22 protein-coding genes are annotated in these 22,085 nt (G+C 56.1%); 12 read left to right on the forward strand and 10 right to left on the reverse strand.

Annotated features, from left to right (window positions below; translation table 11 throughout):
- Window positions 1–4: 4 nt before the first annotated feature.
- Window positions 5–1,741: a bifunctional alpha/beta hydrolase/class I SAM-dependent methyltransferase gene (locus ACZ5FM_RS25990; protein WP_464041213.1), complete on the reverse strand. Its 1,737-nt coding sequence runs from the start codon at window positions 1,739–1,741 to the stop codon at window positions 5–7.
- A 119-nt stretch (window positions 1,742–1,860) separates the two neighbouring features.
- Here ACZ5FM_RS25990 and ACZ5FM_RS25995 point away from each other — a divergent pair, with 119 nt between their 5' ends.
- Window positions 1,861–2,472 (forward strand): CDP-alcohol phosphatidyltransferase family protein, encoded by a 612-nt coding sequence (locus ACZ5FM_RS25995; protein WP_464041214.1) that lies wholly within the window; start codon window positions 1,861–1,863, stop codon window positions 2,470–2,472.
- Window positions 2,473–2,603: 131 nt separating this feature from the next.
- Here the strand turns inward: ACZ5FM_RS25995 and ACZ5FM_RS26000 are convergent, their stop codons facing one another.
- The 4 genes from ACZ5FM_RS26000 to ACZ5FM_RS26015 form a co-directional block, all read right to left on the reverse strand.
- Entirely contained in the window at window positions 2,604–3,365 is a 762-nt protein-coding gene (locus ACZ5FM_RS26000) for a siderophore-interacting protein (protein ID WP_464041215.1), read from the reverse strand.
- Window positions 3,366–3,689: 324 nt separating this feature from the next.
- Complete coding sequence (locus ACZ5FM_RS26005; protein WP_464041216.1) at window positions 3,690–5,207, reverse strand: DegQ family serine endoprotease; 1,518 nt, start codon at window positions 5,205–5,207, stop codon at window positions 3,690–3,692.
- Between the two features lie 118 nt (window positions 5,208–5,325).
- A complete protein-coding gene (locus tag ACZ5FM_RS26010; RefSeq protein WP_464041217.1) occupies window positions 5,326–5,658 on the reverse strand; it encodes a hypothetical protein in 333 nt (110 codons plus the stop codon).
- 204 nt (window positions 5,659–5,862) lie between these two features.
- Window positions 5,863–6,807 (reverse strand): aldo/keto reductase, encoded by a 945-nt coding sequence (locus tag ACZ5FM_RS26015; protein WP_464041218.1) that lies wholly within the window; start codon window positions 6,805–6,807, stop codon window positions 5,863–5,865.
- A 374-nt stretch (window positions 6,808–7,181) separates the two neighbouring features.
- Here ACZ5FM_RS26015 and rpsU point away from each other — a divergent pair, with 374 nt between their 5' ends.
- On the forward strand, window positions 7,182–7,412 hold the full coding sequence (gene rpsU / locus ACZ5FM_RS26020) for a 30S ribosomal protein S21 (RefSeq protein ID WP_192490802.1): 231 nt from the start codon (window positions 7,182–7,184) through the stop codon (window positions 7,410–7,412).
- 292 nt (window positions 7,413–7,704) lie between these two features.
- Window positions 7,705–8,370, forward strand: a complete 666-nt coding sequence (locus ACZ5FM_RS26025; RefSeq protein ID WP_250983969.1) for a DUF2161 domain-containing phosphodiesterase — start codon at window positions 7,705–7,707, stop codon at window positions 8,368–8,370.
- A gap of 68 nt (window positions 8,371–8,438) precedes the next feature.
- On the opposite strand, the gene ACZ5FM_RS26030 is transcribed toward ACZ5FM_RS26025, so the two are convergent.
- The 3 genes from ACZ5FM_RS26030 to ACZ5FM_RS26040 all read right to left on the reverse strand — a co-directional run bounded on the left by ACZ5FM_RS26030 (window position 8,439) and on the right by ACZ5FM_RS26040 (window position 11,028).
- A complete protein-coding gene (locus ACZ5FM_RS26030) occupies window positions 8,439–8,750 on the reverse strand; it encodes a hypothetical protein (protein WP_250983968.1) in 312 nt (103 codons plus the stop codon).
- Between the two features lie 161 nt (window positions 8,751–8,911).
- The gene (locus tag ACZ5FM_RS26035; RefSeq protein WP_464041219.1) at window positions 8,912–9,922 is read right to left on the reverse strand and encodes an NADP-dependent oxidoreductase; all 1,011 of its coding nucleotides are present in this window, start codon (window positions 9,920–9,922) and stop codon (window positions 8,912–8,914) included.
- A 173-nt stretch (window positions 9,923–10,095) separates the two neighbouring features.
- On the reverse strand, window positions 10,096–11,028 hold the full coding sequence (locus ACZ5FM_RS26040) for a fatty acid desaturase (protein ID WP_464041220.1): 933 nt from the start codon (window positions 11,026–11,028) through the stop codon (window positions 10,096–10,098).
- A 229-nt stretch (window positions 11,029–11,257) separates the two neighbouring features.
- Between ACZ5FM_RS26040 and ACZ5FM_RS26045 the strand changes: the two genes are divergently transcribed.
- The 5 genes from ACZ5FM_RS26045 to ACZ5FM_RS26065 are packed head-to-tail and all read left to right on the forward strand — an operon-like array spanning window position 11,258 to window position 16,612.
- Entirely contained in the window at window positions 11,258–12,820 is a 1,563-nt protein-coding gene (locus tag ACZ5FM_RS26045) for an ABC transporter substrate-binding protein (protein ID WP_464041221.1), read from the forward strand.
- A 37-nt stretch (window positions 12,821–12,857) separates the two neighbouring features.
- Window positions 12,858–13,835: an ABC transporter permease gene (locus tag ACZ5FM_RS26050; protein ID WP_464041222.1), complete on the forward strand. Its 978-nt coding sequence runs from the start codon at window positions 12,858–12,860 to the stop codon at window positions 13,833–13,835.
- A 7-nt stretch (window positions 13,836–13,842) separates the two neighbouring features.
- The gene (locus ACZ5FM_RS26055; protein WP_464041223.1) at window positions 13,843–14,670 is read left to right on the forward strand and encodes an ABC transporter permease; all 828 of its coding nucleotides are present in this window, start codon (window positions 13,843–13,845) and stop codon (window positions 14,668–14,670) included.
- Window positions 14,667–15,641 carry an ABC transporter ATP-binding protein gene (locus ACZ5FM_RS26060; RefSeq protein WP_464041224.1) on the forward strand — a complete coding sequence of 325 codons (975 nt, stop codon included), beginning with the start codon at window positions 14,667–14,669 and terminating at the stop codon, window positions 15,639–15,641. Before ACZ5FM_RS26055 ends, ACZ5FM_RS26060 begins: the two co-directional genes overlap by 4 nt.
- Window positions 15,641–16,612: an oligopeptide/dipeptide ABC transporter ATP-binding protein gene (locus tag ACZ5FM_RS26065; protein ID WP_464041225.1), complete on the forward strand. Its 972-nt coding sequence runs from the start codon at window positions 15,641–15,643 to the stop codon at window positions 16,610–16,612. The genes ACZ5FM_RS26060 and ACZ5FM_RS26065 overlap by 1 nt, the downstream gene beginning before the upstream one ends.
- Here ACZ5FM_RS26065 and ACZ5FM_RS26070 read toward each other — a convergent pair.
- The gene (locus ACZ5FM_RS26070; protein ID WP_464041226.1) at window positions 16,594–17,400 is read right to left on the reverse strand and encodes a phosphate/phosphite/phosphonate ABC transporter substrate-binding protein; all 807 of its coding nucleotides are present in this window, start codon (window positions 17,398–17,400) and stop codon (window positions 16,594–16,596) included. The genes ACZ5FM_RS26065 and ACZ5FM_RS26070 overlap by 19 nt on opposite strands.
- 83 nt (window positions 17,401–17,483) lie before the next feature.
- On the opposite strand from ACZ5FM_RS26070, the gene ACZ5FM_RS26075 reads away from it, so the two are divergent.
- Together ACZ5FM_RS26075 and ACZ5FM_RS26080 are read left to right on the forward strand one after the other, a co-directional pair.
- On the forward strand, window positions 17,484–19,100 hold the full coding sequence (locus ACZ5FM_RS26075) for an FAD-dependent oxidoreductase (protein ID WP_464041227.1): 1,617 nt from the start codon (window positions 17,484–17,486) through the stop codon (window positions 19,098–19,100).
- Complete coding sequence (locus ACZ5FM_RS26080; protein ID WP_192490790.1) at window positions 19,100–19,420, forward strand: 4Fe-4S dicluster domain-containing protein; 321 nt, start codon at window positions 19,100–19,102, stop codon at window positions 19,418–19,420. Before ACZ5FM_RS26075 ends, ACZ5FM_RS26080 begins: the two co-directional genes overlap by 1 nt.
- A 13-nt stretch (window positions 19,421–19,433) precedes the next feature.
- On the opposite strand, the gene ACZ5FM_RS26085 is transcribed toward ACZ5FM_RS26080, so the two are convergent.
- Window positions 19,434–20,345, reverse strand: a complete 912-nt coding sequence (locus tag ACZ5FM_RS26085) for a LysR family transcriptional regulator (protein ID WP_464041536.1) — start codon at window positions 20,343–20,345, stop codon at window positions 19,434–19,436.
- Between the two features lie 98 nt (window positions 20,346–20,443).
- On the opposite strand from ACZ5FM_RS26085, the gene ACZ5FM_RS26090 reads away from it, so the two are divergent.
- Together ACZ5FM_RS26090 and ACZ5FM_RS26095 are read left to right on the forward strand one after the other, a co-directional pair.
- Window positions 20,444–21,082 carry a DsbA family protein gene (locus ACZ5FM_RS26090; RefSeq protein ID WP_464041228.1) on the forward strand — a complete coding sequence of 213 codons (639 nt, stop codon included), beginning with the start codon at window positions 20,444–20,446 and terminating at the stop codon, window positions 21,080–21,082.
- Window positions 21,083–21,106: 24 nt separating this feature from the next.
- Window positions 21,107–22,003 carry an MBL fold metallo-hydrolase gene (locus ACZ5FM_RS26095; protein WP_464041229.1) on the forward strand — a complete coding sequence of 299 codons (897 nt, stop codon included), beginning with the start codon at window positions 21,107–21,109 and terminating at the stop codon, window positions 22,001–22,003.
- The last annotated feature ends 82 nt before the right edge of the window (window positions 22,004–22,085 follow it).

Raw genomic sequence — 22,085 nt, forward strand, 5'->3', positions numbered from 1 at the left:
GCCCTCAGATACGTTCGGCCAGCGACACGGTGAAAATGCCCCACTTGTCGATGCGCTGCTCAATCTTGCGGAAACCGGCGGCCGCGACAAGCTGATCCATTTCCTGCTGCGTGCGGCGACGCATGATCCAGGCTTCGCCACCACGATGAGAGGTCAGTGCCCGCGCAATCATCTCTAGCTGTGGGTGCCAGGGCTGGCCGGTGTAAAGCAGCAGGGATCCCGGTTCCAGCGCCTGCGAAAGGCCGTGAAGCGAGGCTTCGATGGCATCATTGTCAGGGAACAACTCGTAGAGGCCGGAAACCACGGCGAGTGTCGGCTTCGGCTCAATCGCGGCCAATCCCGCCGTATCGAAGGCATCGGCGCGGTGGAACGAGGCGATATCACTCAGGCCGCGCTCGGTGATCAGTGCGCCACCCTTTTCGACATTGATCGGTGAGTAATCCTGCAGGCGGATACTGTCCGGTCGCACATCTGACGCTGCGACCGCATCCAGAATATAACGTCCGTGACCAGCTGCGATATCGAGCACGCGCACTGGCTTGCCCTCTGCCTTGAGCCGAGCGAATGCCTTGCCGATCAGCTCTTGCAAATGCACCTTGCGCTGCCGGATACCACGCCAGCCGATGGCATTGAGAAACTGGCGATCGATCAGCCGGCCGCCGGGGCCAAGGCCTCGGGCATCGTCTTCATAGATGTAATCAAGCGTCGAGCCGGAATCGAAGCCGGTGCGAACACCCGTCTTGATGCCGTTTGAAAACAGACCGCCAAACCGGATCGAGGCGCGCGTCAAAGCCCAGTAGAGACCACGCGGTGTCATCAATGACAGTGGCGTTGCCAATCGGTCAGCTTCATCGCGGCTGTAACCGGAGAGATGTGCTTTGCGAAGATCTGCAACGACTGGCGTTTCATCGAAACGTGCCGTGATGAATGCACTGATCTTTTCCAATGCCTTGACCCGGTGTAACTCGCCGAGCGTGTCGTGATAAAAGCCTGGCAGCACGTGGCGTTCCTTGATGGTGCTACCGAGATTCTCAAAAAAACGATGCTGAGGCGCATGTCGCACAACGAAATCACTGCCGGAAATGAGCAACTGCGTCGGTACGGTAATGGCGCGGGCGTCGGAGACTACCCTGTCGGCCGACTCGTAAAGCTCCAGCAAAATGTTGGACGCGATGGGGCGGGTAATCTGCGGATCGCTTTCGAATGATGCAATACGCTCAGGATCATGCGTCAGGAAGCGTGCCTTGACGTAGGAATTGACGAAGAAGGTGCCTTTCAGCTTTTGCCAAACAGCAATGCCTTCCTTTGCAAAGGGAACATAAAGTTTGACGTCGAATGCCGGGGACGCCAGCACCAGTGCGCGGATATTGGGCGCATAGTCGTGCACCCAGGTTGCTGCGAGCACTGCACCAACGCTCTGTGCGACAACGGCAATCTGATCGATGGCAAAACCGCCGGTCTCGCAAATATGACGGACGAAACAATCGAGATCGCGTACCGAATGGGCGAAGGATGGCGAGTGACCGCGTTCGCCGGGAGAATTTCCGTGACCGCGCGCGTCCCAGGCATAGAAAGCGAAGTCATCCAGACCAAGCTCTTCGGCAAGATGGGCTACTCTGCCGCCATGTTCGTGGCCGCGATGGAGAAGCACGATTGCACCCTTGGCAGTGCCGGAGCGTGCCGGCCAGTAACGGTAGAAAAGCTCCATGCCGTCATGGCTCGCAAACTCTGATTTGATCATGCCGTTGTCACTCCCACTTGACTGAACTGGACTCTATAAGGATGATTTCCCAAATTTCCAGTTGATTTCATCAACTTGCGCCTGCATGTGTGGATGCACTCAATCGGATTCGGGCTTTCATGTCGATCTACAAACTGAAATCTTCGTTTCAGGCCATCCTTCGCCCGCTTGTCGGACGGCTGGCGGCATCCGGGGTAACAGCCAATCAGGTGACCGTGGGTGCGGCACTTGTTTCCGTTGCAATCGGTGCTTTGTTGTTGGTGCAGCCGCTGCCGGGGCTGTTTGCACTGGTGCCACTGTGGATGTTTCTGCGCATGGCCTTCAATGCCGTCGACGGCATGCTGGCGCGTGAGCATGGGCAGCAATCTGCCCTCGGTGGCTACCTCAATGAAATTACAGATGTGGTGTCGGACGCAGCACTGTACATTCCGTTTGCATTGGTCGCGCCCTTCTCGCTCCCATGGATTGCGACCATTGTTTTCCTCTCGGTGCTGACGGAGTTTGCCGGTGTGCTGGGTGTCGCCCATGGCAAGGGACGAAACTACGAAGGGCCGATGGGAAAAAGCGACCGTGCACTGTTGTTTGGGGCAATTGGTCTGCTGGTGGCGATGTTCGATACGCTTCCTGAGTGGATGTGGCACCTCCAGCCGATGGCCTGTGTGCTGTTGATCTGGACGGTGGTCAACCGGGTGCGGACTGGCCTGCCAGATCGGGATACATCAGATATCTGAGATCGTGGGTGCCGCGAAAACGGCACGCCTGCGACTTTCCTTAAGCGTGATCAGACACCCGTCAGTCACCAGCGCGGGCTGAGTGACTGACGGCTTTTCTTGACCAGAAAATTTTGTTGCATCACGGGATGTCACTCGAATTTTTCATGAGCGTCCGCCATGCCTTTGACCCAGTAGCCGGAGGCCTTGGTCCACGGTAGGGCATGCCCGCGCTGTTCAACGAGATAGCGACGCACGTCACGCGTCACTGACGCTTCGGCAGCAACCCAGACAAAGGTGTGCGGCGCGATTTCGATCTGTTCAAGTGCTTGAAGCAGCAGGTCCGCCTTGGCGGCATCGCTGAGTGGCCGGTAAACCCAATGGATGTTCACCTCTGCCTTTGAGGTAAAGTCTTGCTTTTCCTCAGGTCCGGTAATTGCAATGACCGCAGAAATCCGTTGGCCCGGCAGGGCTTCCTCTATGCGGCGGCCAATTGCCGGGAGCGCTGTTTCGTCGCCAACCAGCAACCAGTTGATGATGTGTGGCGAAACGACCGCAGAGCCCTTGGGGCCGCCAATGGACAAGACGTCACCGATCTTGGCATTCAGTGCCCATTGGGTCGCGGGACCTGCTTCATGGATGGCAAAATCAATGACGACAGTGCGTGACGACGTATCGTAACGCCTCGGCGTGTAGTCGCGGCGTTCAGGGGCGCCGCCTGATGTCGGAATGAAGATCTTGATGTGGTCGTCGGCTCCGAGGCTGACGAAGTCCGAAGCGTCATCGCCCTTCAGCGTGATGCGCAGCATCGCCGGAGTGATATTGTCTTTGGCGATGACGGTGAGATCACGTCGCTTTAGTTCGTGACGAATACGGTCAATTTTCGGAGAAGAAGTAAATACGTCGGTTGTCAAAATGTATCCCTTTCAGAGGCCGACGGATCGATCTGCAGGACACAGCCGCGCAGATCAGAACCGGGAAGCCCGTTTGATCATGCGCGTTGAGTTACGTTAACGCTTACGTGCCAAGGAACCTTGGCAGTATTCTGTTTAATTAGGGCGGTGGGCTGCGATTTGCAAGAGTCTGGTTGTCTCCAAACTTTCCTTCTGCCGGCATTTGATGGCCTGGTCGATACTCTCATGCGGATAGGCAGCCTTCGGATTTTTTACCGGAAATATCCCCACGTAAAACCGGCCTTGCACCCGAAGAGTACACGGCCGGTTTCATTAGTTTTATGATCAACCGACTGCGAACGGAACGGTCACAAAGCTCTGGTCGCTGCCGCGCTGGATGAGCAACAGAACGGCCTTTCTGCCTGTCTTGCCAGCATTTGCCACGGCCGACTTGGCTTCCTCGGCTGTCTTGACCGCATGCTGATTAACCGAGAGGATCAGGTCGCCTGCCTGCAGGCCAGCTTCCGCTGCCGGCTTGTCAGGTGCGACGCTTGCAACGACGGCACCAGTTTCATGTTCTGGCAGGTTAAGGGCCTGACGGACCTGATCATTAACATCGGCAAGGCCAATGCCAATGGTGGGAAGCTTTTGCGCTGCAGGGCCACCCTTGTCCTGATCGGTCGAAGCCTGTTGTTGGTCCTGGCTGTTCTGGCCGATCGTCAATTGCAGGTTCTTGCTGGCACCCTGCCGCCATACCGTCAGGTTTTCCTTCGAGCCAGGGGTCATGTCTGCAACCATACGCGACAGGTCGCGTGGTGAAGAAATGGCCTGACCACCAAGGGCTGTGATCACGTCACCGACCTGGACGCCAGCCTTCGCAGCAGGGGTGTCATCGTTCACGCTGGCCACCAGCGCGCCTTCAGACTTTTCGAGCCCAATCGCATTGGCAATATCGGCAGACACTGGTTGGATCTGCACGCCGATAAAGCCGTGCTCAATAGAGCCGTCCTTCATCAGCTTTGCCACGACCCGCTGGGCCTGATCCGAAGGGATGGCGAAACCGACGCCGACACTACCTCCGTTTGGTGAGTAGATCGCCGTGTTGACGCCGACGACACTGCCGTCACTATTCACCAGAGGACCACCAGAGTTACCGTGGTTGATTGGTGCATCGATCTGGATGAAGTCGTCATAAGGGCCAGAATGCAGGTCACGACCGCGCGCCGAGACGATACCCGCAGTGACCGTCGTGCCGATGCCGAACGGATTGCCGATCGCGAGGATCTGATCGCCAAGCTTCAACTTGTCGGAATCACCCCATGACACGGTGGCGAGTGGCGTCTTAGCCTCGATCTTCAGGACCGCCAGATCCGACTTTGGATCAGCCCCGATCAACTTTGCTGGCAGTTCCGTACCATCATCGAGAGTGACCTTGATGTCGATGGCATTGTCGATCACGTGGTTATTGGTAACGATGTAGCCATCCGACGAGATGACAAAGCCTGAGCCGAGGGCTTGGGAACGCTGGGACTGACGCTGCTGTGGCATTGGCATGCCGCGCTGCCCGAAGAACTGCTTGAATTGATCGTTGAAGGGCGAGTTTTCACCAAAAGGTGAGGTTTCGTCCGAAGCGACGGATTCTGTTTTCATCGTTGTGGTGACGGTAACGACGGCAGGCTTGTCTGCAGAAACGATGGAGGCAAAAGAGCCTGTTGGTGCAACGATACCGCTGACTGCCGGGGCCGTGGATGGTGCTGCGAAAGCAGCATTGCTGCCAAGGATGACCGGTGTTGCCAATGGCACTGCGATAATGGCGGCCCCGAGCAGGGCGAGGACGCGATTTCTGTGAAGGGTATTCGACATGATCATTCTCACTCTCTTTTAACACCGGGACAGGCAATGGCTTCCCGTCGCCAGGGCGGCGGGCTCTGGCGGGTTTGGGTCGTGTCGCGGTACGGTTTCAACGGAAGGTTTTGCGCGCCTAATCGCAAACGCGGGCGCGGTACATGTCGCCCCAGGCGTCCTGTCGCCAAACAACATGGCAGGCGGGATAATGTGAGGTATATATTGGCGCGCCATAGGGGGTGGGAGGAGGCCCATATGGCACTACTGCGTAGGCTGGCGGGCCATAACCCGACGCGTGATGGCCGTTGGCAAGCAACGCCCCACCAATCACAGCGCCCGCGATACCCGCAACGAGACCGCGGCCGAAATTATTGCGCGCTTCGGCCTGGGAGGCGGTGGCGAACGCTGAACCAGCAATCGTCAAGGCGACCAGTCCGGTAGTGACGAATGTGTGTAATCTAGTCGTCATGGTCCTGATCCTTTTTGAATGGTCGACGCCTTGTTTCGCGACCATGGGATAGACATTAGACGAGTGTGGATTACCGTTGGATATCCGCCGGATTAAAGGTTGGTAAGTTTTGCTTGAGATTCCAGGCCGAGTGATATGGCTTTCATGATCGGAGTTGGTCGCGGATTTACGCGAGCCCTGCTGTCGAAGGGCGGTCACAGCGTCTCAGTTCTTGGCGGATGACGAAAACTGCGTCCATACCGTCTCAGGTATCGTATCTGACAATCCGGCAATCGCGGCGCGAATACGCGATGGTCGCGCGCTTCCCAAAATCGCAGACGTCACAAGCTCGTCTCTCAACGGAAACTGCGTTGCAGCGGATGCGATGTCTACGCCCGCTGATGCGGCAACCTCGCGCGCGCGATTTGCGATGAAATCGATCTCGTCCATATTCCCAGTGGGGCGCACGAGAGTACCAGAGTTGAACAGGCTGCCGACGATCAGCGGTGTGGCGGACTGTCTGCACATGCCGAGAACACGCGTGCCGACTGTGCGATCAAGGAGTGTATAGCGGCCATTGATAAGCAGGCAGTCGAGCTTCACTCTCTGCATGATATCAATGCATGCCCCAACATCACTGACACCCAACCCAAATGCCGCGATGTCGCCGCTGGATCGCAACTCCTCCATGGCTTTTATGCCGCTATCGAGAAATTTTGGGAAATGCCTGCGGTATTCCAGCAAACCGAGCGTTTGTGGATCGAGGTCGTCGACAAGCAGCAGATCGATCTTGGCGAGACCAAGCCGTGCCAGACTGAACTCGTAGGATCGCATGATGCCGTCATAACTATAGTCGAACGTGATCTCGAAGGGCATAGGGCCTGTCGCAACAGACTTGGCGGGCTTGAGAAGTTTGCCGACCTTGGTGGACAGCACATAGTCACCGGGTCGGATGTCGCGAAGGAAGTCACCGACAATACGCTCTGATATGCCGACGCCGTAACCGGGCGCGGTATCAAAATAGCGGATCCCCGCCTCCCAGGCGGCCGTCAGCGCTTCCGTGGCCTCTGCTCGATTGACACTTCTATACATGCCGCCGATGGCGGCACATCCATAACCCAGCTCGCTGAGTTCAAGGGATGTGTTACCAAGTCGGCGTTTGCGGATCATGTAGGGCATTCAATCAATCAGGTGGGGGAGACGTAAGTTGAGAGGATTTGGACATGTTATCAGCAGATTCGTCAACGAACTTCGGCGTGATCATGTCGCGTGCATTTCGACTTCTTCAGTTATGAGCGACAGCGATTCCATTGATTGGGTTGTTTCACACGTAAATTGTCAGGTTTGGAGACCTTACTGGTGACGTGATTCCGTCAGGACGACGGGTCGGATTCCATTTTTTAACGGTCAACCATGACAATAACTGCAAAATTCGTCCGATTCTTTGAAAAAAATGCCAAAAGAAAGCTGTTATCGATCTTGGAATCGCCGCGAAAATGAGTATGGTGGCGCACGATTTTCGATTTTTAGCTCAAGAGGGGCAAATGCAAGTATTAGTGCGCGACAATAATGTCGATCAGGCGCTTCGAGTTCTCAAGAAGAAACTGCAGCGTGAAGGCATTTTCCGCGAAATGCGTCTGCGTGAAGCTTTTGAAAAGCCATCTATCAAGAAGGCTCGTGAAAAGGCTGAAGCTGTAAGCCGTCAGCGCAAGCTCGCTCGCAAGCAGCTGCAGCGCGAAGGTCTTCTGCCTTCGAAGCCAAAGAAGACCAGATAATTACTGCGACACGTCGTGGTATCGATTGGATTGGCGGGCTGTGAAAACAGCCCGTCTTTTCGTCGTGGCCTTCGATATGTGATCTTTCGATCAATATCAGTTGTTCCGGCACGCTGAGTGACGGGAGCTGTTTTCTAAAGACGGCATTTCTGTCTGCAAAATTCGCCAGATATTCTAACGGCATCCATTCTTTCGGATCGTCGTGTGGATATTTGTTGCCTGCGCCTGTGGTGACGCAGGCGAGCAATCACTGTAGCTTGTGATGCGATTCTCCACATCTAACAGCAGCCCTATGGAAACCTCCCTTTATCTGCCCGTAAAAGACTTTCTCGAACAGGCAGGTTACGCCGTGAAAGGCGAAATCGGTGGCTGCGATCTCGTTGGCCTCAGCGATAGTGATCCGACCATCGTCGTGGTTTGTGAGCTGAAACTGTCCTTCAATCTTGAACTTATCTTACAGGCCGTTGACCGCGCCGCGGTTTCTGACGAGGTGTGGATTGCGGCGCGGATTTCAGCCAAAGGCAGAGGGCGCGAAGCGGACAAACGTTACAGAGATCTTTGCCGCAGGCTTGGGATTGGCATGCTCGGTGTTTCCGATGCGGGCGATGTCAGCGTTATCGTCGGCTCGGTTACCCCGATGCCGCGCACCAATCCGAAACGACGCTCCCGGTTGATGCGCGAACACCGCAACAGGCGGGGTGATCCTGCGCTCGGCGGCAGCACACGCCAACCTGTCATGACAGCCTATCGCCAGCAGGCACTCGGTTGCGCGGCCGCTCTGGCTGCAGGACCGTTGCGTGTTCGTGATGTCACGACATCCGTGCCGGACGCAGGAAAGATATTGCTTTCAAATGTTTATGGCTGGTTTGAGCGGCTGGAACGAGGGATTTACGGTCTGACAGATGCTGGCCGCGAAGCGCTCATACGCTGGCCGCAGAAAATCCCCGACAAGCAATAGAACGCCTCGCTGTGCTGAATACAACGAGATAGGCACCGCACGGGTCAGCGGAATTTTGTGTGGGGTGGTTAGATTCCCGACCCGTCAACCTCCAGCTCTTGTGTGTCTTTTCCTTTCCACGGAGAGGGCAAGCTCATGCGGTCTGGGTCGGCCGACGGGATCGGCATCCAACACTTCAACTCGGGTTCGGCATATTCGATGATGCGGCCGGGAGCGGAATCAGAAGAGCGCCAGGCTTCGCCTCCGAACTGATCGCCATTTGACCAATAGGCGAGATCAACTGCACCTGGCCCCTGTTCCGTGGGGCGGATGGTAACGAGAATGCGACTGCCGTCTCTGGGAGCGTTTCGCATATGTCGCCAGCGGTCTGGTTCGTCCATGTGTTACCTCCTGTTTTATAAGGTCGAAGTTTCACCTCGCGATCGAAAACGGTCAATGCAAATTTTCTGACTTGCTCAGCGTATACTGCGGCGGAACGCTGCTTCGGTTGGGGTGTCCAACCGATCGCAAGCGTGCCAGAATTAAACAACGCTACGCCGCTTTAGGCGACCTTGATGATCAGCTTTCCAAAATTGCCACCGGTCAGCATTGCGGTGAAGGCGTCTGGTGCATTTTCGAGACCGTCAACAATATCTTCGCGATACCGTATCTCGCCTGCGGCAACGCGCGGACCGACCTCAGCAAGAAATTCGTCAAAATGATCTGCTGCAAATTCGGTCTGAATGAAACCACGCACGAGCAGGCTTTGCCGCAGAATTGCAGACATGGTCGCCGGCAACCGGTCGTTATCGGATGTTGAAGCGCCATTATAATGGGCGACAAGTCCGCACACCGGAACTCGTCCAAACTTGTTGAGCCGTGGCAGGACCGCATCCCAGACATGTCCGCCGACATTTTCGAAATAGACATCGATACCGTCGGGTGTCGCCGCCTCCAATCGAGAGACAAGGTCATCGGAGCGGTGATCAATGACCGCGTCGAAGTGAAGCTCATCCTTCACATAGGTGCATTTTTCTGAACCACCGGCGATGCCAATCGCCCTTGCACCCCAGAGTTTTGCGAGCTGTCCAACCATTGAGCCGACAGGGCCGGACGCCGCGGCGACTGCAACGGTCTCGCCCGCTTTCGGCTGGCCGATAAATTTCAGGCCGCTCCATGCAGTGAAACCCGGCATGCCAAGTGCACCGACCGCGGTCGTCAGCGGTGCACCATGTGTCTCGACCCTTCGTAGAGCATTGCCATCCACGACCGCGTGGGTTCGCCAGCCGGTGCGTCCTCGCACAATATCGCCCGGCGCGAAATTGCTGCTTCGTGATTTCAGGACCTCACAAATGGTTTCGCCTTCCATAATGCCATCAATCGGTACCGGCGCAGCATAGGATTTCGCATCACTCATGCGGCCCCTCATGTAGGGGTCAAGTGACAGGAACAGCACGCTAACTGTAACCTCACCTTCCTCTGCCTGCGGTAAGTCGACTTCCTCGAGCCGGAAATTTTGTGGTTTCGGCGTACCCACTGGGCGGCTGGCAAGAACGATCTGCTGAGATTTCATGAGGTGTTCCTCCGGAGAAATGTCCTGCTGGAAGCGGCAACAATATATCGGTGTGCGGCTTCCGCAATGCTTGATAGCTGATGGAGTGCCCGTGAGCGGGCTTGCTTTACGGCAGGACTAACGGACATCAAAGCCTATCGTTCCATGCCGTCCGCGAGAGAAGTGTTGACGGCTTATTGCTCACGGTGGTTTGGATGACGGGGATCATCGTGCGGTTTTACCAGAAAACGACGCGCAACTTCCCGGTAGCCATTATAGACCAGTCCACCATTGAGATTGACCAGAAACTCTCTGTGCCGACGATAAAAACGGGGAATCTGGTACCAGGGAATACCCGGCCGTTTGTGATGCAGGACGTGGAGGTTGTTGTAGAGGAACAGCAGACCCAACAGTGGGCTGTTTTCGACAATTGCCGTGCGCTCATCGTGGTGATCGGCAAAACGGTGCTCAGCGAAAGACCGTAATCTGCTGAGTGCTGCTCCAAAATAAACAAACCCGAATAGATAGATCCAAAGCGGCATTTGGCAGACTAGGACCACCCATGTCAGCACCACGGCGACACCCAGGCTATGCCTTCCCCAGATAAATGCTCTGCGCCGGTCTCCGGCACGAATGAGCAAAAACTCCTGAAACAGAAAACTCAGGATCATCACGGCAGGACCAATGGTGAGGCGCCCCAGAAGCGTCATATTGAGATTTGACAGCAATTTGCCAAAGGCTCCCATGCGTTCCCACGCTGCCTGCGTATGATAGGAGGATTCCGGATCCTCAATCGGATCCGTCAGATGCTCGTCGCGGTGGTGGAGCAGATGGCCTTCTTTGTAGATAGCATAAGGCAACCACAGGGAAATCGGAGGCCAACCAATGGCATCATTGATTGCCTGTAGCCGTGTTGGATGTCCATGCATGACTTCGTGCTGCAAGGATCCCTGCCATGCCACCAGCCAACCGCCCAGCGCGATGACGAGAAGCAGAGGCAGCGATTGCCAGAACAATGTGAGGCCGATGAAACCGCCGTAGATGACGATTGCTAAAACAACCGTCTGCCATTCAAGGCGCGCGATCGACGACTGGCTGAGTTGAGACAGGGTGGAATGGCGCAACATGGCGGCTCCGCGCATTGGAAATGCTGTTGGAATTGAGAGCCGAACTATAGGTCGCATAACGTCCGGACGCGCCACATGGCTTTGCGCAACGGAATTGAAAAACGGAAAACTAGTTTGCCGATGATGGTTCGCAGGAGAATTTCAATTCTACCAAAACCATAGATTATAATATCTAATCCTGGCCATAGAGGCATATACGGCACAAAGCCGCTTTGGACAGGGGACATCCATGACACTGAATTCAACACGCCGACAGTTTCTCGCGGGCGGCGCCACCATTGCCACTGTGGTCGCTTTCGGAGGTATCAGCCCGGCTTTTGCCAATGCTGACCGCACCAAGATTACCGTCCGCGTGGAAAAGGATCTCGTCAACCTTGATCCCGCCAACCGCTCTGGCCCGATTGACCTGAATGTCATCTGGTCTGTGCAGCAAGGGCTGATTTCCTTCAAACCCGGTTCAACCGAGTGGGAATTGGACGCCGCAGACGAACTCGAGCAGGTCAGCGACACCGAAATCCGCTTCAAGCTGCGATCCGGCCTCGCCTTTACCGGCGGCTATGGCGATCTGACGGCGGAGGACGTAAAATTCTCCTTCGAACGTTTCATAAAGCCTGATGCAGAAGGCAAATCCGTCACCTATGCCAAGGACTGGTCGGCACTGGATCATGTTGAGGTTACCGGTCCGCTTGAGGGTCGTATCATCCTCAAGAACCCGGCACCGGCACTCTATACCATTGCGCTGGCCGATGGCTCCGGTCGTATCGTGTCCAAAAAGGCATTTGAAGCTCTAGGCAAGGATTTTGCCACCAAGATTGTTGGCAGCGGCCCGTACGTGTTGAAGGAATGGACGCCGCGCGAACAGTTCGTGCTTGAGATCAATCCGGATTACAAGGGACCGATCAAACCACATTTCCAGCAGATTGTCGGCAAGCCGATTGGCGAACAGAAGACGGCTGAAATTGCCTTCCAGTCTGGCGAAATCGACTTCACCGCCATTGACCCGGAGAATGGCAAGACACTTTCTGCTCTGCCTGACGCAAGCGTCACGGAAATTCCGGCGATCGATTACGTCTGGTTTGGGCCGAATGTAGAAAAGGCACCGTTTGACGACATCAGGGTACGCCAGGCCATCCGTTATGCTGTGGATGTCGATGCCATTCTTCAAGGTGCCTATTCCGGCATCTACCCACGTGCCAACGCCCTTCTCGCTCCAAGTTTGCTCGGTGCATGGAAAGACGCGCCGGTTTACAAACGTGATCTGGAAAAGGCGCAGGCCCTGCTGGACGAAGCTGGCCATTCCGGTGGCTTCAAGACCAAGCTGACGGTTGAAGCTGGCGCCCGTTACGAGGCAATCGCACAGATCATTCAGGCAAATCTCGCCGATGTCGGGATTGAGGTGGAGATTGAAGCGCTCGAATCGGCGGCCTATTGGGCACTTGGCAAAAACGACGCCAGCAAGGATCTCGAACTCTCGCTGGTCAAGTTCAATGGCAAGTTCGACCCAGGTTTCCAGACGCAGTGGTTTACCTCGGAGCAGGTCGGCCAGTGGAACTGGCAACGTTACAAGAACGCCGATTATGACGCCCTGCACCAGAAAGGTGGCGTCACCGTTGATCCGGCAGAGCGGGAGAAGATCTATATCGAGGCGCAGAAACTGCTCGACGAATCCGCTGCCTTTATCTGGATCACTCACAATCTGAATGCCTTTGCCTCACGCAAATGGCTGAAGCCCGGTGTGCTGCCGAACGGCAATAACTGGCTCTATACGGCTTTCACCGACGCGGCGGTCTGACTGTGACGACCAAAAACAAATACAGGGAGGCGCTGCGATGAGCAGCGCATCTCTTCAAAGCCATCTGGTTTTCAAGCTGGTGACAGCAGCTCTCGCTGTCGCTGGCTCTGTTGTTTTGTTAATTGCGTTGACACGCCTGATACCCGGCGATCCGGCAACCGTCATTCTCGGTTCGCGTGCTACGCCTGAAACCGTTGCAGCATTGAACGCGCGCATCGGCCTCGACAAACCGCTGCAAATGCAGGTGTTGACATTTTTTAGTCGACTGAGCGTCGGCGATCTGGGCCAAGACGTCTTCAACGACCGACCAGTTTTGCAACTGGTGGCGGCGGCCCTGCCCAATACGGTTGCCCTCGCCATCTCGGCGATGCTTCTGGCAATTGCCATTGGCGTGCCGCTCGCGCTGATATCTGCCCATCGCCCAGGTGGCCGCATCGACCGATTGATCGCCTTTGTCAGTGTGGGTTTTATCTCGACACCCAGCTTCGTTGTTTCGGTGTTCCTGCTGATGATTTTCTCGGTCAAACTCGGATGGTTTCCGGTTCTGGGCGCGGGAGAACGTGGGGATATACTGGATCAGCTCTGGCATCTTGTGCTTCCGACACTTGCGCTCGCTGCTGGCTGGGTGGGGTACATTGCCCGCCTGCTGCGGTCGTCGTTGCTGGAAGTGTTGAGCGAAAGCCATATCCGCACATTGCGCGCCTATGGGGTCAGTGACGTCAAAATCCTGATCAAATACACGCTCAAACCGGCCATTTTGCCAACCATTGCCGTGCTTGGCATGGGGTTTGGCGAACTGTTGGGCGGGGCAGTTTTTGCTGAGGTCATCTTCAACAGGCCCGGCCTTGGCTCACTCATCTACGATTCCATCCGCACCCGCAATTATCCTGTTGTGCAAGGCGGCGTGTTCGTGATCGTTCTGCTCTATGTGCTGACAAATCTTGTTGCGGAGCTATCTCAAACACTCACCGACCCACGCGAACGTTCGCGGCTGGCCCGCAAAAGTGAGCTGTGAGATGACAATGTTTGCTGATCTCTCCCGCCGCCCCGGCGGCACCTTTGCCCTGGTGGCCGTGACATTGCTCTGTCTTTTGGCCATTGCGGCCCCGCTGATTGCACCCTATGCGCCGAACGCCATCGCACCTGCCAATCGTCTGATGGATCCGTCTTTCCAGCATATACTGGACACCGATCACCTAGGTCGCGATATTTTGAGCCGCCTGATATATGGGGCCCGCATTGCCCTTGGCATTTCGCTTTCGGTGATTGCCATTTCCCTTACCGCCGGTGTGGTGCTTGGAATTGTCGCGGCGCTGTCACCGCGTCCGGTGGACTTATTGATTGTCGGCATTTTCGACGTGGTGACGTCATTCCCCAGCATCATTCTTGCTCTTGCGCTCGTTGCGGTGTTTGGCCCCGGACTTGGCAACGTCGTGTTGCTGGTCAGCATCGTGTTCATTCCACATTTCGGACGGGTGGCGCGCAGCCAGACGATCACGCTGCGCAACAGCCCTTTCATCGAAGCTGAGAAGGTACTTGGTGCCCAGACTTGGCGCATTATCCTGCATCATGTCATTCCCAATATTATCGGCCCCATCTTCGTGTTGGCCTGCATGGATATTCCCGTTGTCATCACCATCGAGGCTGGTCTCAGTTTTCTTGGACTTGGCGTGCGCCCTCCTCTCGCCAGCTGGGGAAATCTGCTCAATGACGGTTACGTCTATCTCGACCAGTCTCCCTGGCTTGCCACCTTCTCAGGCATTTCGCTGATCCTCGCCACGCTTGGTTTTGCGCTTTTGGGTGAAGCGCTGCGCGATACGCTGGATCCGAAGCTCAGGAAAACCCTATGACCGAGGCACTCCTTTCCATTGAAAACCTGCACGTCGCCTATCGCGGAACTGGAAGCAGCGCCCATATTCTCGATGGCGTCAACCTCACCATCAACCGGGGCAAATCCGTCGGCCTTGTTGGAGAAAGTGGCAGCGGCAAGTCGACTATTGCCTTTGCGCTACTTGGGCTTCTCGCCGACAACGCAACTGTCGTGACAAGCCACGCGACGTTTGATGATAAAGCGATGCGGCTTGATCCCAAGGGAACAGCCTCCCTTCGCGGCACTGATATCGCCATGATCTTTCAGGATCCGATGACGGCGTTGAACCCGATGTTCACGATCGGCGAACAACTGGTCGACATACAGCGGCGACGTTTTCCCAAATCGAGCAAACGACAACTCTGGCAGCGTGCCGAAGCGGTGCTGGCCGATGTCGGCGTCCAGGATGCGGCCGGCCGTATGCACCGCTATCCGCATGAGTTCTCCGGCGGCATGCGCCAGCGCGTTGTCATTGCGATGGCCTTGCTGGTTGAGCCGAAACTGTTGATTGCCGATGAACCGACAACAGCGCTCGATGCAACGATTGAGGCACAGGTCGTTGAGGTGCTGCATGAAATGCGGCAGCGAACAAAGGTTTCCATGCTGATCGTCAGCCACAGCATGGGCCTGATCGCCGAATTGTGTGACAGCGTGGTGGTGATGTATGCGGGGACCGTGGTTGAGACCGGCCCGGTGCGCGAGGTGTTGCACAATCCCCGCCACCCTTACACGCGAGCGCTTCTTGCCTGCGAAATCGATCCCTATGCGCCGTTTGATGCCACACAGGATCTGTCGACCATACCGGGCAATGTTCCCGACCTGACGAACCGGCCTGACGGCTGCATTTTTGCCGCCCGCTGTCCGTGGCGGCAGGTGCAATGTCACCAGAAGCCACCGCGACGTGAGATGGACCATGGGCACCATTATGCCTGTTGGCGGGAGGCCGCGTAATGGAGGAGCCTGCACTTGTTCTGAAAGACGCAGTTGTCCGTTATCACAGACTTACGGCTGTAGATGGTGTTTCGCTGGAGTTGCGGCGTGGTGAAACGCTTGGTCTCGTAGGCGAAAGCGGCTGCGGTAAATCTTCCATTGCGCGGTCTATTGTCGGTCTTCAGCCGCTCGCCTCTGGCACGCTTTCGGTAGATGGTGAAACCGTTCGTGCAGGCACCCGTCGTAAGGCTGGCGATGCGCAAAGCCGAATCCAGTTGCTGTTTCAGGACCCTGCGGCTTCGCTTTCGCCACGGCTCACCGTCAAAACGCTTCTCGCCGAACCGTTGAAAATCATGAATGTTTACACCGCCGAACGTTTTGCAGAGATTGTCGCTCTTGCGGAAAGCCTTGGCCTTGGCCAGCAATTGCTGACGCGTTATCCGCATCAATTGAGCGGTGGACAGGCGCGGCGTGTGGCACTTGTGCGTGCACTGGCGGCCAACCCTTCCGTCATCGTCGCGGATGAGCCAACCGCTGGCCTTGATATCTCTGTTCAGGGTGAACTGCTTAATCTGCTGCGTGGCCTGCGAGATCGACTTGGCCTTAGTTACCTGCTGATCTCACACAATCTGAACGTGGTGGGGCGCGTCACGGATCGAGTGGCGGTGATGTATCTTGGACAGATTGTCGAAAGCGGGCCAACCGCCAGCCTGTTTAGAGAGCCAGCTCATCCTTATACGCAGGCACTGCTTTCCGCCAATCTGACGCTTGACCCCAGTCGGCAGCGTGAACGGATTGTTCTAACAGGTGAATTGCCAAACCCCAGCAACCCGCCAAGCGGCTGTCGCTTTCACAAACGCTGTCCCGTGGCTCAGCCGAAATGCGCCGCCGATGCGCCGCCATTGCTCGCGGGCAAGGGAGCTCGTAGCGTGGCCTGTCATTTCCCGTTGGCTTCTGCGGCGCCGATCCCACGTCAAGCGATTGCGGGGTAACCTTGAGCTTCAGCATCTCGATCCAATTTGGCCAAGATTTGATAATCAGCGTCCCCGAGAAGCGTGATGCCGCGCAGCGACAGCACGTCACAGACCTCGCCGAGCGCTGGATCAGCAATCGTTTCTGCAAGCGCCCGACGCAGGATCACCAGATCTTTGGCCGAGGTCTCAATCGAAGTGATGAATGGCAGGCCGGGACCCCGCGGTGTTTCGGCGAGGACACGAACACCTGCAAGGCGTTCGGCGTCAAAGCGCAGGGTATTGCCAAAGGTCACACAATCGATGGAGGCGATATCCGCTTTGCCGCTTGCAACCGCGTCGATGCTGGCACGGTGGCCACCGGTTTCGATAACGGAGGAAAAGAAACGCCCGTTTTCGGCATGGGGTGCGATGAAGGCACGGAAGAGATTATAGCCCGAATTGCTTCCGGGCTCATTGATCGCCGCACGGGCACCGCGCAAATCCTCGATGGACTGCGCCGAAGACTGCGCATTGACGAGGACAAAGCTGCATTTAATCGGCCCATCACATCCCGGCAGATCGTAATTGGGCGTGGCAACCAGCTGAACCTTGTCCCTGAGATGTTGCACATAGGGGTATCCGCAGGTTTGCCCAAAAATGAGATCCGGACGAAGCCAGGCTTCGTCATATCGCACCGTGTCATCAAGCACATCAGGCGCATTGAGCCCGTAGTCGCGCAACCGCGCACCGAGCGCCAGCCAGAACTGGTGGGTCGCCTGCGCCACCTGTGGCGGGCTGACATACATGGCAAGGCTGGCAAGGGTCATAAAAGCACTCCGATAAACAACATAAAATCTATGTTGAAACTGGTTTGTTCTGCAATGCAATGGTTTCATTTAGGACGGATGATATGAAACTATCCCTGACAAACACTTCCCCCTCAAAGAACCGGCAATCAGATTTTGACTGTGATGTTCTGGTTATCGGCGGTGGTCCGGCCGGTTGCTGGGCGGCGCTGGAGGCCGTGGCGGCAAACGCCAACGTGGTGCTTGTCGAGAAGGGATATTGCGGCAGCTCTGGTGCAACGGCATCCGCTGGCACGCAGATCTGGTACGTGAAACCGGACCCGCAAGAGCGCGAGGCCGCCATGGCCAGCCGTGAAGCGATGGGCGGCTATCTTTCAGACCGTAACTGGATGCGACCGGTACTCGACAAGACGTTTGAAAGCGTCAATCGGCTGGCCGACTGGGGTTACCCCTTCCCGCGTGATGAAAGTGGAGAACAACAGCGTATCTCGGTGCAGGGACCGGAATATATGCGGTTGTTGCGGCGAAAGGTCAAAAACGCCGGCGTCACCATCCTGGATCATCATCCAGCGACACATTTGCTTGTTGATGGCGACAGGGTGGCGGGCGCAACCGGTATTGTGCAACAGGGTGGTGGCGAATGGCAGGTGACGGCCGGTGCTGTTGTGCTGGCTGCCGGAGGCTGTGCTTTCATGAGCAAGGCACTTGGATGTGACGTGTTGACCGGTGACGGTTATCTGATGGGGGCAGAGGTTGGTGCCGAATTGTCGGGCATGGAATTCTCATCGGCCTATGCTATATCGCCGGCCTTTGCCTCCATTACCAAGACAGCGCTTTATCGTTTTGCGCAGTTTTACCGTAGGGATGAGAGCCTGATTGAAGGGGCTGGCTCCGCACGCGGCCGCTCGATCATTGCCCGCACGTTGCTGTCGGAGCCTGTATTCGCCCGACTTGATCTGGCTGAAACCGATGAGGTCAGAACGATATTGCGGCAGGCGCAACCGAACTTCTTTGTCCCCTTTGACCGACGTGGCATTGATCCGTTTACCCAGATGTTCGAGGTCAAGCTTCGCCTTGAAGGCACAGTTCGTGGAACAGGTGGCCTCCGGTTGACCGGGCTTGATTGTGCCACCACGGTTCCCGGCCTTTATGCGGCCGGTGACAATGCCACGCGCGAACCGATCTGTGGCGGGTTTACCGGTGGCGGCAGCCATAACGCTGCCTGGGCGATTGCGTCAGGATCCTTTGCCGGTGGCGCGGCCGCCGGTTTCGCAAAAGCCAACGCCAAACCCCATTCTATATCAGATCCACAAGCTGAGAACCTTGCGAGAAATCCGTCACATTATGCGGATCCCACCGCCATTTTGGCCGCGGTGCAGAATGAGGTCTTCCCGCTCGATATCAACTATTTCCGCACCCACGACGTGCTGTCAGCGGCCTTGAAACGGCTGGATAGTCTGTGGGATGACATCAAAACCGCCGTGCCGGTGGATGAAAACGGAACCTTACGGCTGCGCCAGGCGCAGGCGATGACCGCAACGGCGCGCTACATGTACAAGGCCGCAATTTCAAGGACGGAAACGCGTGGCATGCATCGTCGCGATGATTTTCCCAAGCAGGATCCGGCCCAACATCATCGCCTTGTTCTCAGCGGGCTGGATGACATTCTCATTCGTTCCGAACCGGTAGGTTCAGACCTGTTGCCGGAGGTGGCCGAGTAATGATTGAAGTTCTTGATCCGCAAACCTGCACCGATTGCAATCTCTGTGTTCAGGTCTGCCCGACAAATGTTTTTGAGGCGATGCCGGAGGGGCCTCCCCAAATTCTCAGGCAGGATTCCTGCCAGACATGCTTCATGTGCGAACTCTATTGTCCTGTTGATGCTCTCTATGTCGAGCCCGATGCAGAAATGGTCCATGGCCTCACGGTCGAGGATGTTCATGGCAAACAATTGTTTGGCAGTTATCGCAAGGCAATCGGCTGGCACAAGGAAACCCGCCATCGCCGCCACATCGATGATCACTTCAGGTTGCCACAGTGAGTAGGGATGCGCATTAGGCCTCAAGCCCACGTTTGCGTTCGGCCGACAGCATCATCTCCACAAAACGTCGCACCTTTGCCGGTCGAAAGCGGGCGACCGGAAAAACGGCATGCAGGCCGCCAGCTGGCAGACTCCAATCGGGCAGCAGCCGCACCAGTCTGCCCTGCGCTAAATCTTTGCCGAGCATATAATCAGGAAAAACCGAAACCCCTGCTCCGGCCAGCACACAGGCATAAGCGGCCGGTGTTTTATCCGTACGGATGGCAGACGATACCTCGACCATTTCGGGGGGAAAGCCGTCACGGGAAAACATCCAGCGAAGCGGGTGACGCAGTACTGAATTTTCGATCCACGGCAGATTGGCCGCGTCGGCTGGTGTCTGGAGTGAGGAAAACCGCTCTGCCACGGATGGTGTGGCGACAAGATATTGTTCAAACGCCCCAAGCCGTCGTGACTGATGGCTTGTATCGGTCAGCCAGCCAGCGCGAATGGCAAGATCAAGCTGCTGGGTCGCGGGATCGATAACCGTATCGTCGAAGACCAGGTCGACTTTCATAGTTGGATAACGAGCGAGATAGGCTGTTATGACAGGGGCGACAATCACCGCGCCGTAGTCGAGCGGTGCGGTCAATGTCAGGGTGCCAGAGGGTTCGCTTGTATGGTGGGACATTTCCCCATAAGCGGCCTCGGCCTCTCTCAGAATGACGGCACAGCGGTCGTAGAAGATCCGCCCCTCCTCTGTGGTGGCCAGCCGTCGCGTTGTTCGCGACAGAAGCGTAACGCCAAGCTCCTCCTCAAGCCTTGCCACGTGATGGCTGACAACAGCTTTCGCCACGCCCAGACGTTCGCCCGCCGCAGTAAACGAGCCGCTTTCCACCACGGTTGTAAAAAATATCAGACGGTTGAGGTTGAGAAGATCACTCATCATTGTCTCATTCAATCATACAGTCTGTACGAATAACCGATCTTTATTCCCTGTCAAAGTCAATGAATGATGGTGACCATCGAAACGGGATCAAAGACATGCAGCCAGACCGCATCATTTATTTATTCGATCCCCTCTGTGGCTGGTGTTATGGCGCATCGCCAATGCTGACGAGGTTGATGGCGGAAGGGACGTCTATCGAAGCAATCCCGACAGGGTTGTTTTCAGGTTCGGGAGCCCGCCCGCTGGATGAAGCGTTCTCAGCATACGCATGGGCGAATGACCAACGTATCCAGCGGCTTACCGGCCAGGAGTTTTCCAGGGATTACCTTGAAAAAGTCGTCCGGAAGCAAGGCTCGATGTTTGATTCAACTGCTACCACAAGAGGTATCGTGGCGGCGGGCTTGCATACGCCGCAGACACGCTTTTCGGCTCTGCAGACCTTGCAGCACGGCCGGTATGTCAGGGGATTGGACACAATTGATCAGACCGTCGTCGCAAACCTGTTGGAAGAGGCAGGATTATCTGAGGCTGCCGCCCGTGTTCGTCAGCCAGATGACGGACTTCGATTAGCCGTCGCTGATCTCGTGAAAATCGGCAAGCAGTTGTTCCACCAGTTCAACGCCAACGGCGTTCCTGCACTGATCATCGAAAAAGGTGAAAGCCGTCGCCTGGTGGATTCGAGCGCCCTTTTTAGCAATTTCCAGAACCTCAAGGCTCATGTCGAAGCCGCCTAACAATTTCACTCAGAGGACATATCCATGTTTACACGACGCAACACGCTCAAGCTCACAGCCGCCGCCGCCAGCCTTGCGGCACTGCCAGTCTCTGCATCACTGGCATTTGCCACAACTTTGAAATGGACGTTTTTCCAGGCGGATGAGACCGGTTTTCGCCGCACACCCGTTCTTTTGACCGGGGAAAAAGATGCCATCCTGATCGATGGCGGTTTTACCTTGTCAGACGGTAGTGCTCTGGCAGCCGCCATCAAGGCAACAGGAAAAAACCTGTCGACAATTTATGTGAGCTGCAACGATCCTGATTACTATTTCAGCCTGCGGCCGGTCGTTGACATTTTTCCTGATGCGAAGGTCATTGCCCGGAAAGCCACCGTTGACGCTATCAATAGCAATGTCCAGGGCAAGCTGGAGGTTTGGGGTCCACAACTCAAGGAAAATGGCCCGCAAAAGCTGGCGGATGTCGTCATTCCCTCCGTGTCCGACCTCGAAGCACTGGAGCTCGACGGCAACAGAATAGAAATCGTCGAAATTCCCACAATGCATGATCGTCGCTACCTGTGGGTACCATCACTTGAAGCTGTTTTTGGCGGCGTTCTTGTGTCTTCCGGTATTCACGTCTGGGTGGCTGATGAAGGTACTGCTGAAAAGCGTGCGGCATGGATCAAGGCGCTTGATGATCTGATTGCCCGTAACCCGAAGATCGTTATTCCCGGTCACCAGTCCGAGGGTGCACCGCAAGGCGTCGAGGCCATTAAGTTCACACGCGATTACCTCATGGCTTTCGAGGAAGAAGTGTCCAAGGGCAAGGATAGCGCAGAGGTGATTGCCGCTATGCTCAAACGTTATCCGGACCTCAAGGATGCCAGCTCGCTGGAACTGGGTGCCAAGGTTGCCAAGGGCGAGATGAAGTGGGGTTGAAAACGGGGACAGATCGACAACAGATCGAGGCAGAGAAAATGGCGAATGAAACTTTCCCCGGTGTCGGTCATCGTTACCGTGC

It is taken from the genome of Agrobacterium sp. 5Ca50 (assembly GCF_055381905.1).

Bases quoted from the DNA above. Each gene is read 5' to 3' on its own strand.
- ACZ5FM_RS26015 (WP_464041218.1), bottom strand. From the start codon at position 6,807: ATGATCCGCAAACGCCGACTTGGTAACACATCCCTTGAACTCAGCGAG.
- ACZ5FM_RS26050 (WP_464041222.1), top strand. From the start codon at position 12,858: ATGAGCAGCGCATCTCTTCAAAGCCATCTGGTTTTCAAGCTGGTGACA.
- ACZ5FM_RS26005 (WP_464041216.1), bottom strand. From the start codon at position 5,207: ATGTCGAATACCCTTCACAGAAATCGCGTCCTCGCCCTGCTCGGGGCC.
- ACZ5FM_RS25995 (WP_464041214.1), top strand. From the start codon at position 1,861: ATGTCGATCTACAAACTGAAATCTTCGTTTCAGGCCATCCTTCGCCCG.
- ACZ5FM_RS26060 (WP_464041224.1), top strand. From the start codon at position 14,667: ATGACCGAGGCACTCCTTTCCATTGAAAACCTGCACGTCGCCTATCGC.
- ACZ5FM_RS26095 (WP_464041229.1), top strand. From the start codon at position 21,107: ATGTTTACACGACGCAACACGCTCAAGCTCACAGCCGCCGCCGCCAGC.
- ACZ5FM_RS26040 (WP_464041220.1), bottom strand. From the start codon at position 11,028: ATGTTGCGCCATTCCACCCTGTCTCAACTCAGCCAGTCGTCGATCGCG.
- ACZ5FM_RS26080 (WP_192490790.1), top strand. From the start codon at position 19,100: ATGATTGAAGTTCTTGATCCGCAAACCTGCACCGATTGCAATCTCTGT.
- ACZ5FM_RS25990 (WP_464041213.1), bottom strand. From the start codon at position 1,741: ATGATCAAATCAGAGTTTGCGAGCCATGACGGCATGGAGCTTTTCTAC.
- ACZ5FM_RS26010 (WP_464041217.1), bottom strand. From the start codon at position 5,658: ATGACGACTAGATTACACACATTCGTCACTACCGGACTGGTCGCCTTG.
- ACZ5FM_RS26030 (WP_250983968.1), bottom strand. From the start codon at position 8,750: ATGGACGAACCAGACCGCTGGCGACATATGCGAAACGCTCCCAGAGAC.
- ACZ5FM_RS26085 (WP_464041536.1), bottom strand. From the start codon at position 20,345: ATGAGTGATCTTCTCAACCTCAACCGTCTGATATTTTTTACAACCGTG.
- ACZ5FM_RS26035 (WP_464041219.1), bottom strand. From the start codon at position 9,922: ATGAAATCTCAGCAGATCGTTCTTGCCAGCCGCCCAGTGGGTACGCCG.
- rpsU (WP_192490802.1), top strand. From the start codon at position 7,182: ATGCAAGTATTAGTGCGCGACAATAATGTCGATCAGGCGCTTCGAGTT.
- ACZ5FM_RS26065 (WP_464041225.1), top strand. From the start codon at position 15,641: ATGGAGGAGCCTGCACTTGTTCTGAAAGACGCAGTTGTCCGTTATCAC.
- ACZ5FM_RS26075 (WP_464041227.1), top strand. From the start codon at position 17,484: ATGAAACTATCCCTGACAAACACTTCCCCCTCAAAGAACCGGCAATCA.
- ACZ5FM_RS26070 (WP_464041226.1), bottom strand. From the start codon at position 17,400: ATGACCCTTGCCAGCCTTGCCATGTATGTCAGCCCGCCACAGGTGGCG.
- ACZ5FM_RS26055 (WP_464041223.1), top strand. From the start codon at position 13,843: ATGTTTGCTGATCTCTCCCGCCGCCCCGGCGGCACCTTTGCCCTGGTG.
- ACZ5FM_RS26090 (WP_464041228.1), top strand. From the start codon at position 20,444: ATGCAGCCAGACCGCATCATTTATTTATTCGATCCCCTCTGTGGCTGG.
- ACZ5FM_RS26025 (WP_250983969.1), top strand. From the start codon at position 7,705: ATGGAAACCTCCCTTTATCTGCCCGTAAAAGACTTTCTCGAACAGGCA.
- ACZ5FM_RS26045 (WP_464041221.1), top strand. From the start codon at position 11,258: ATGACACTGAATTCAACACGCCGACAGTTTCTCGCGGGCGGCGCCACC.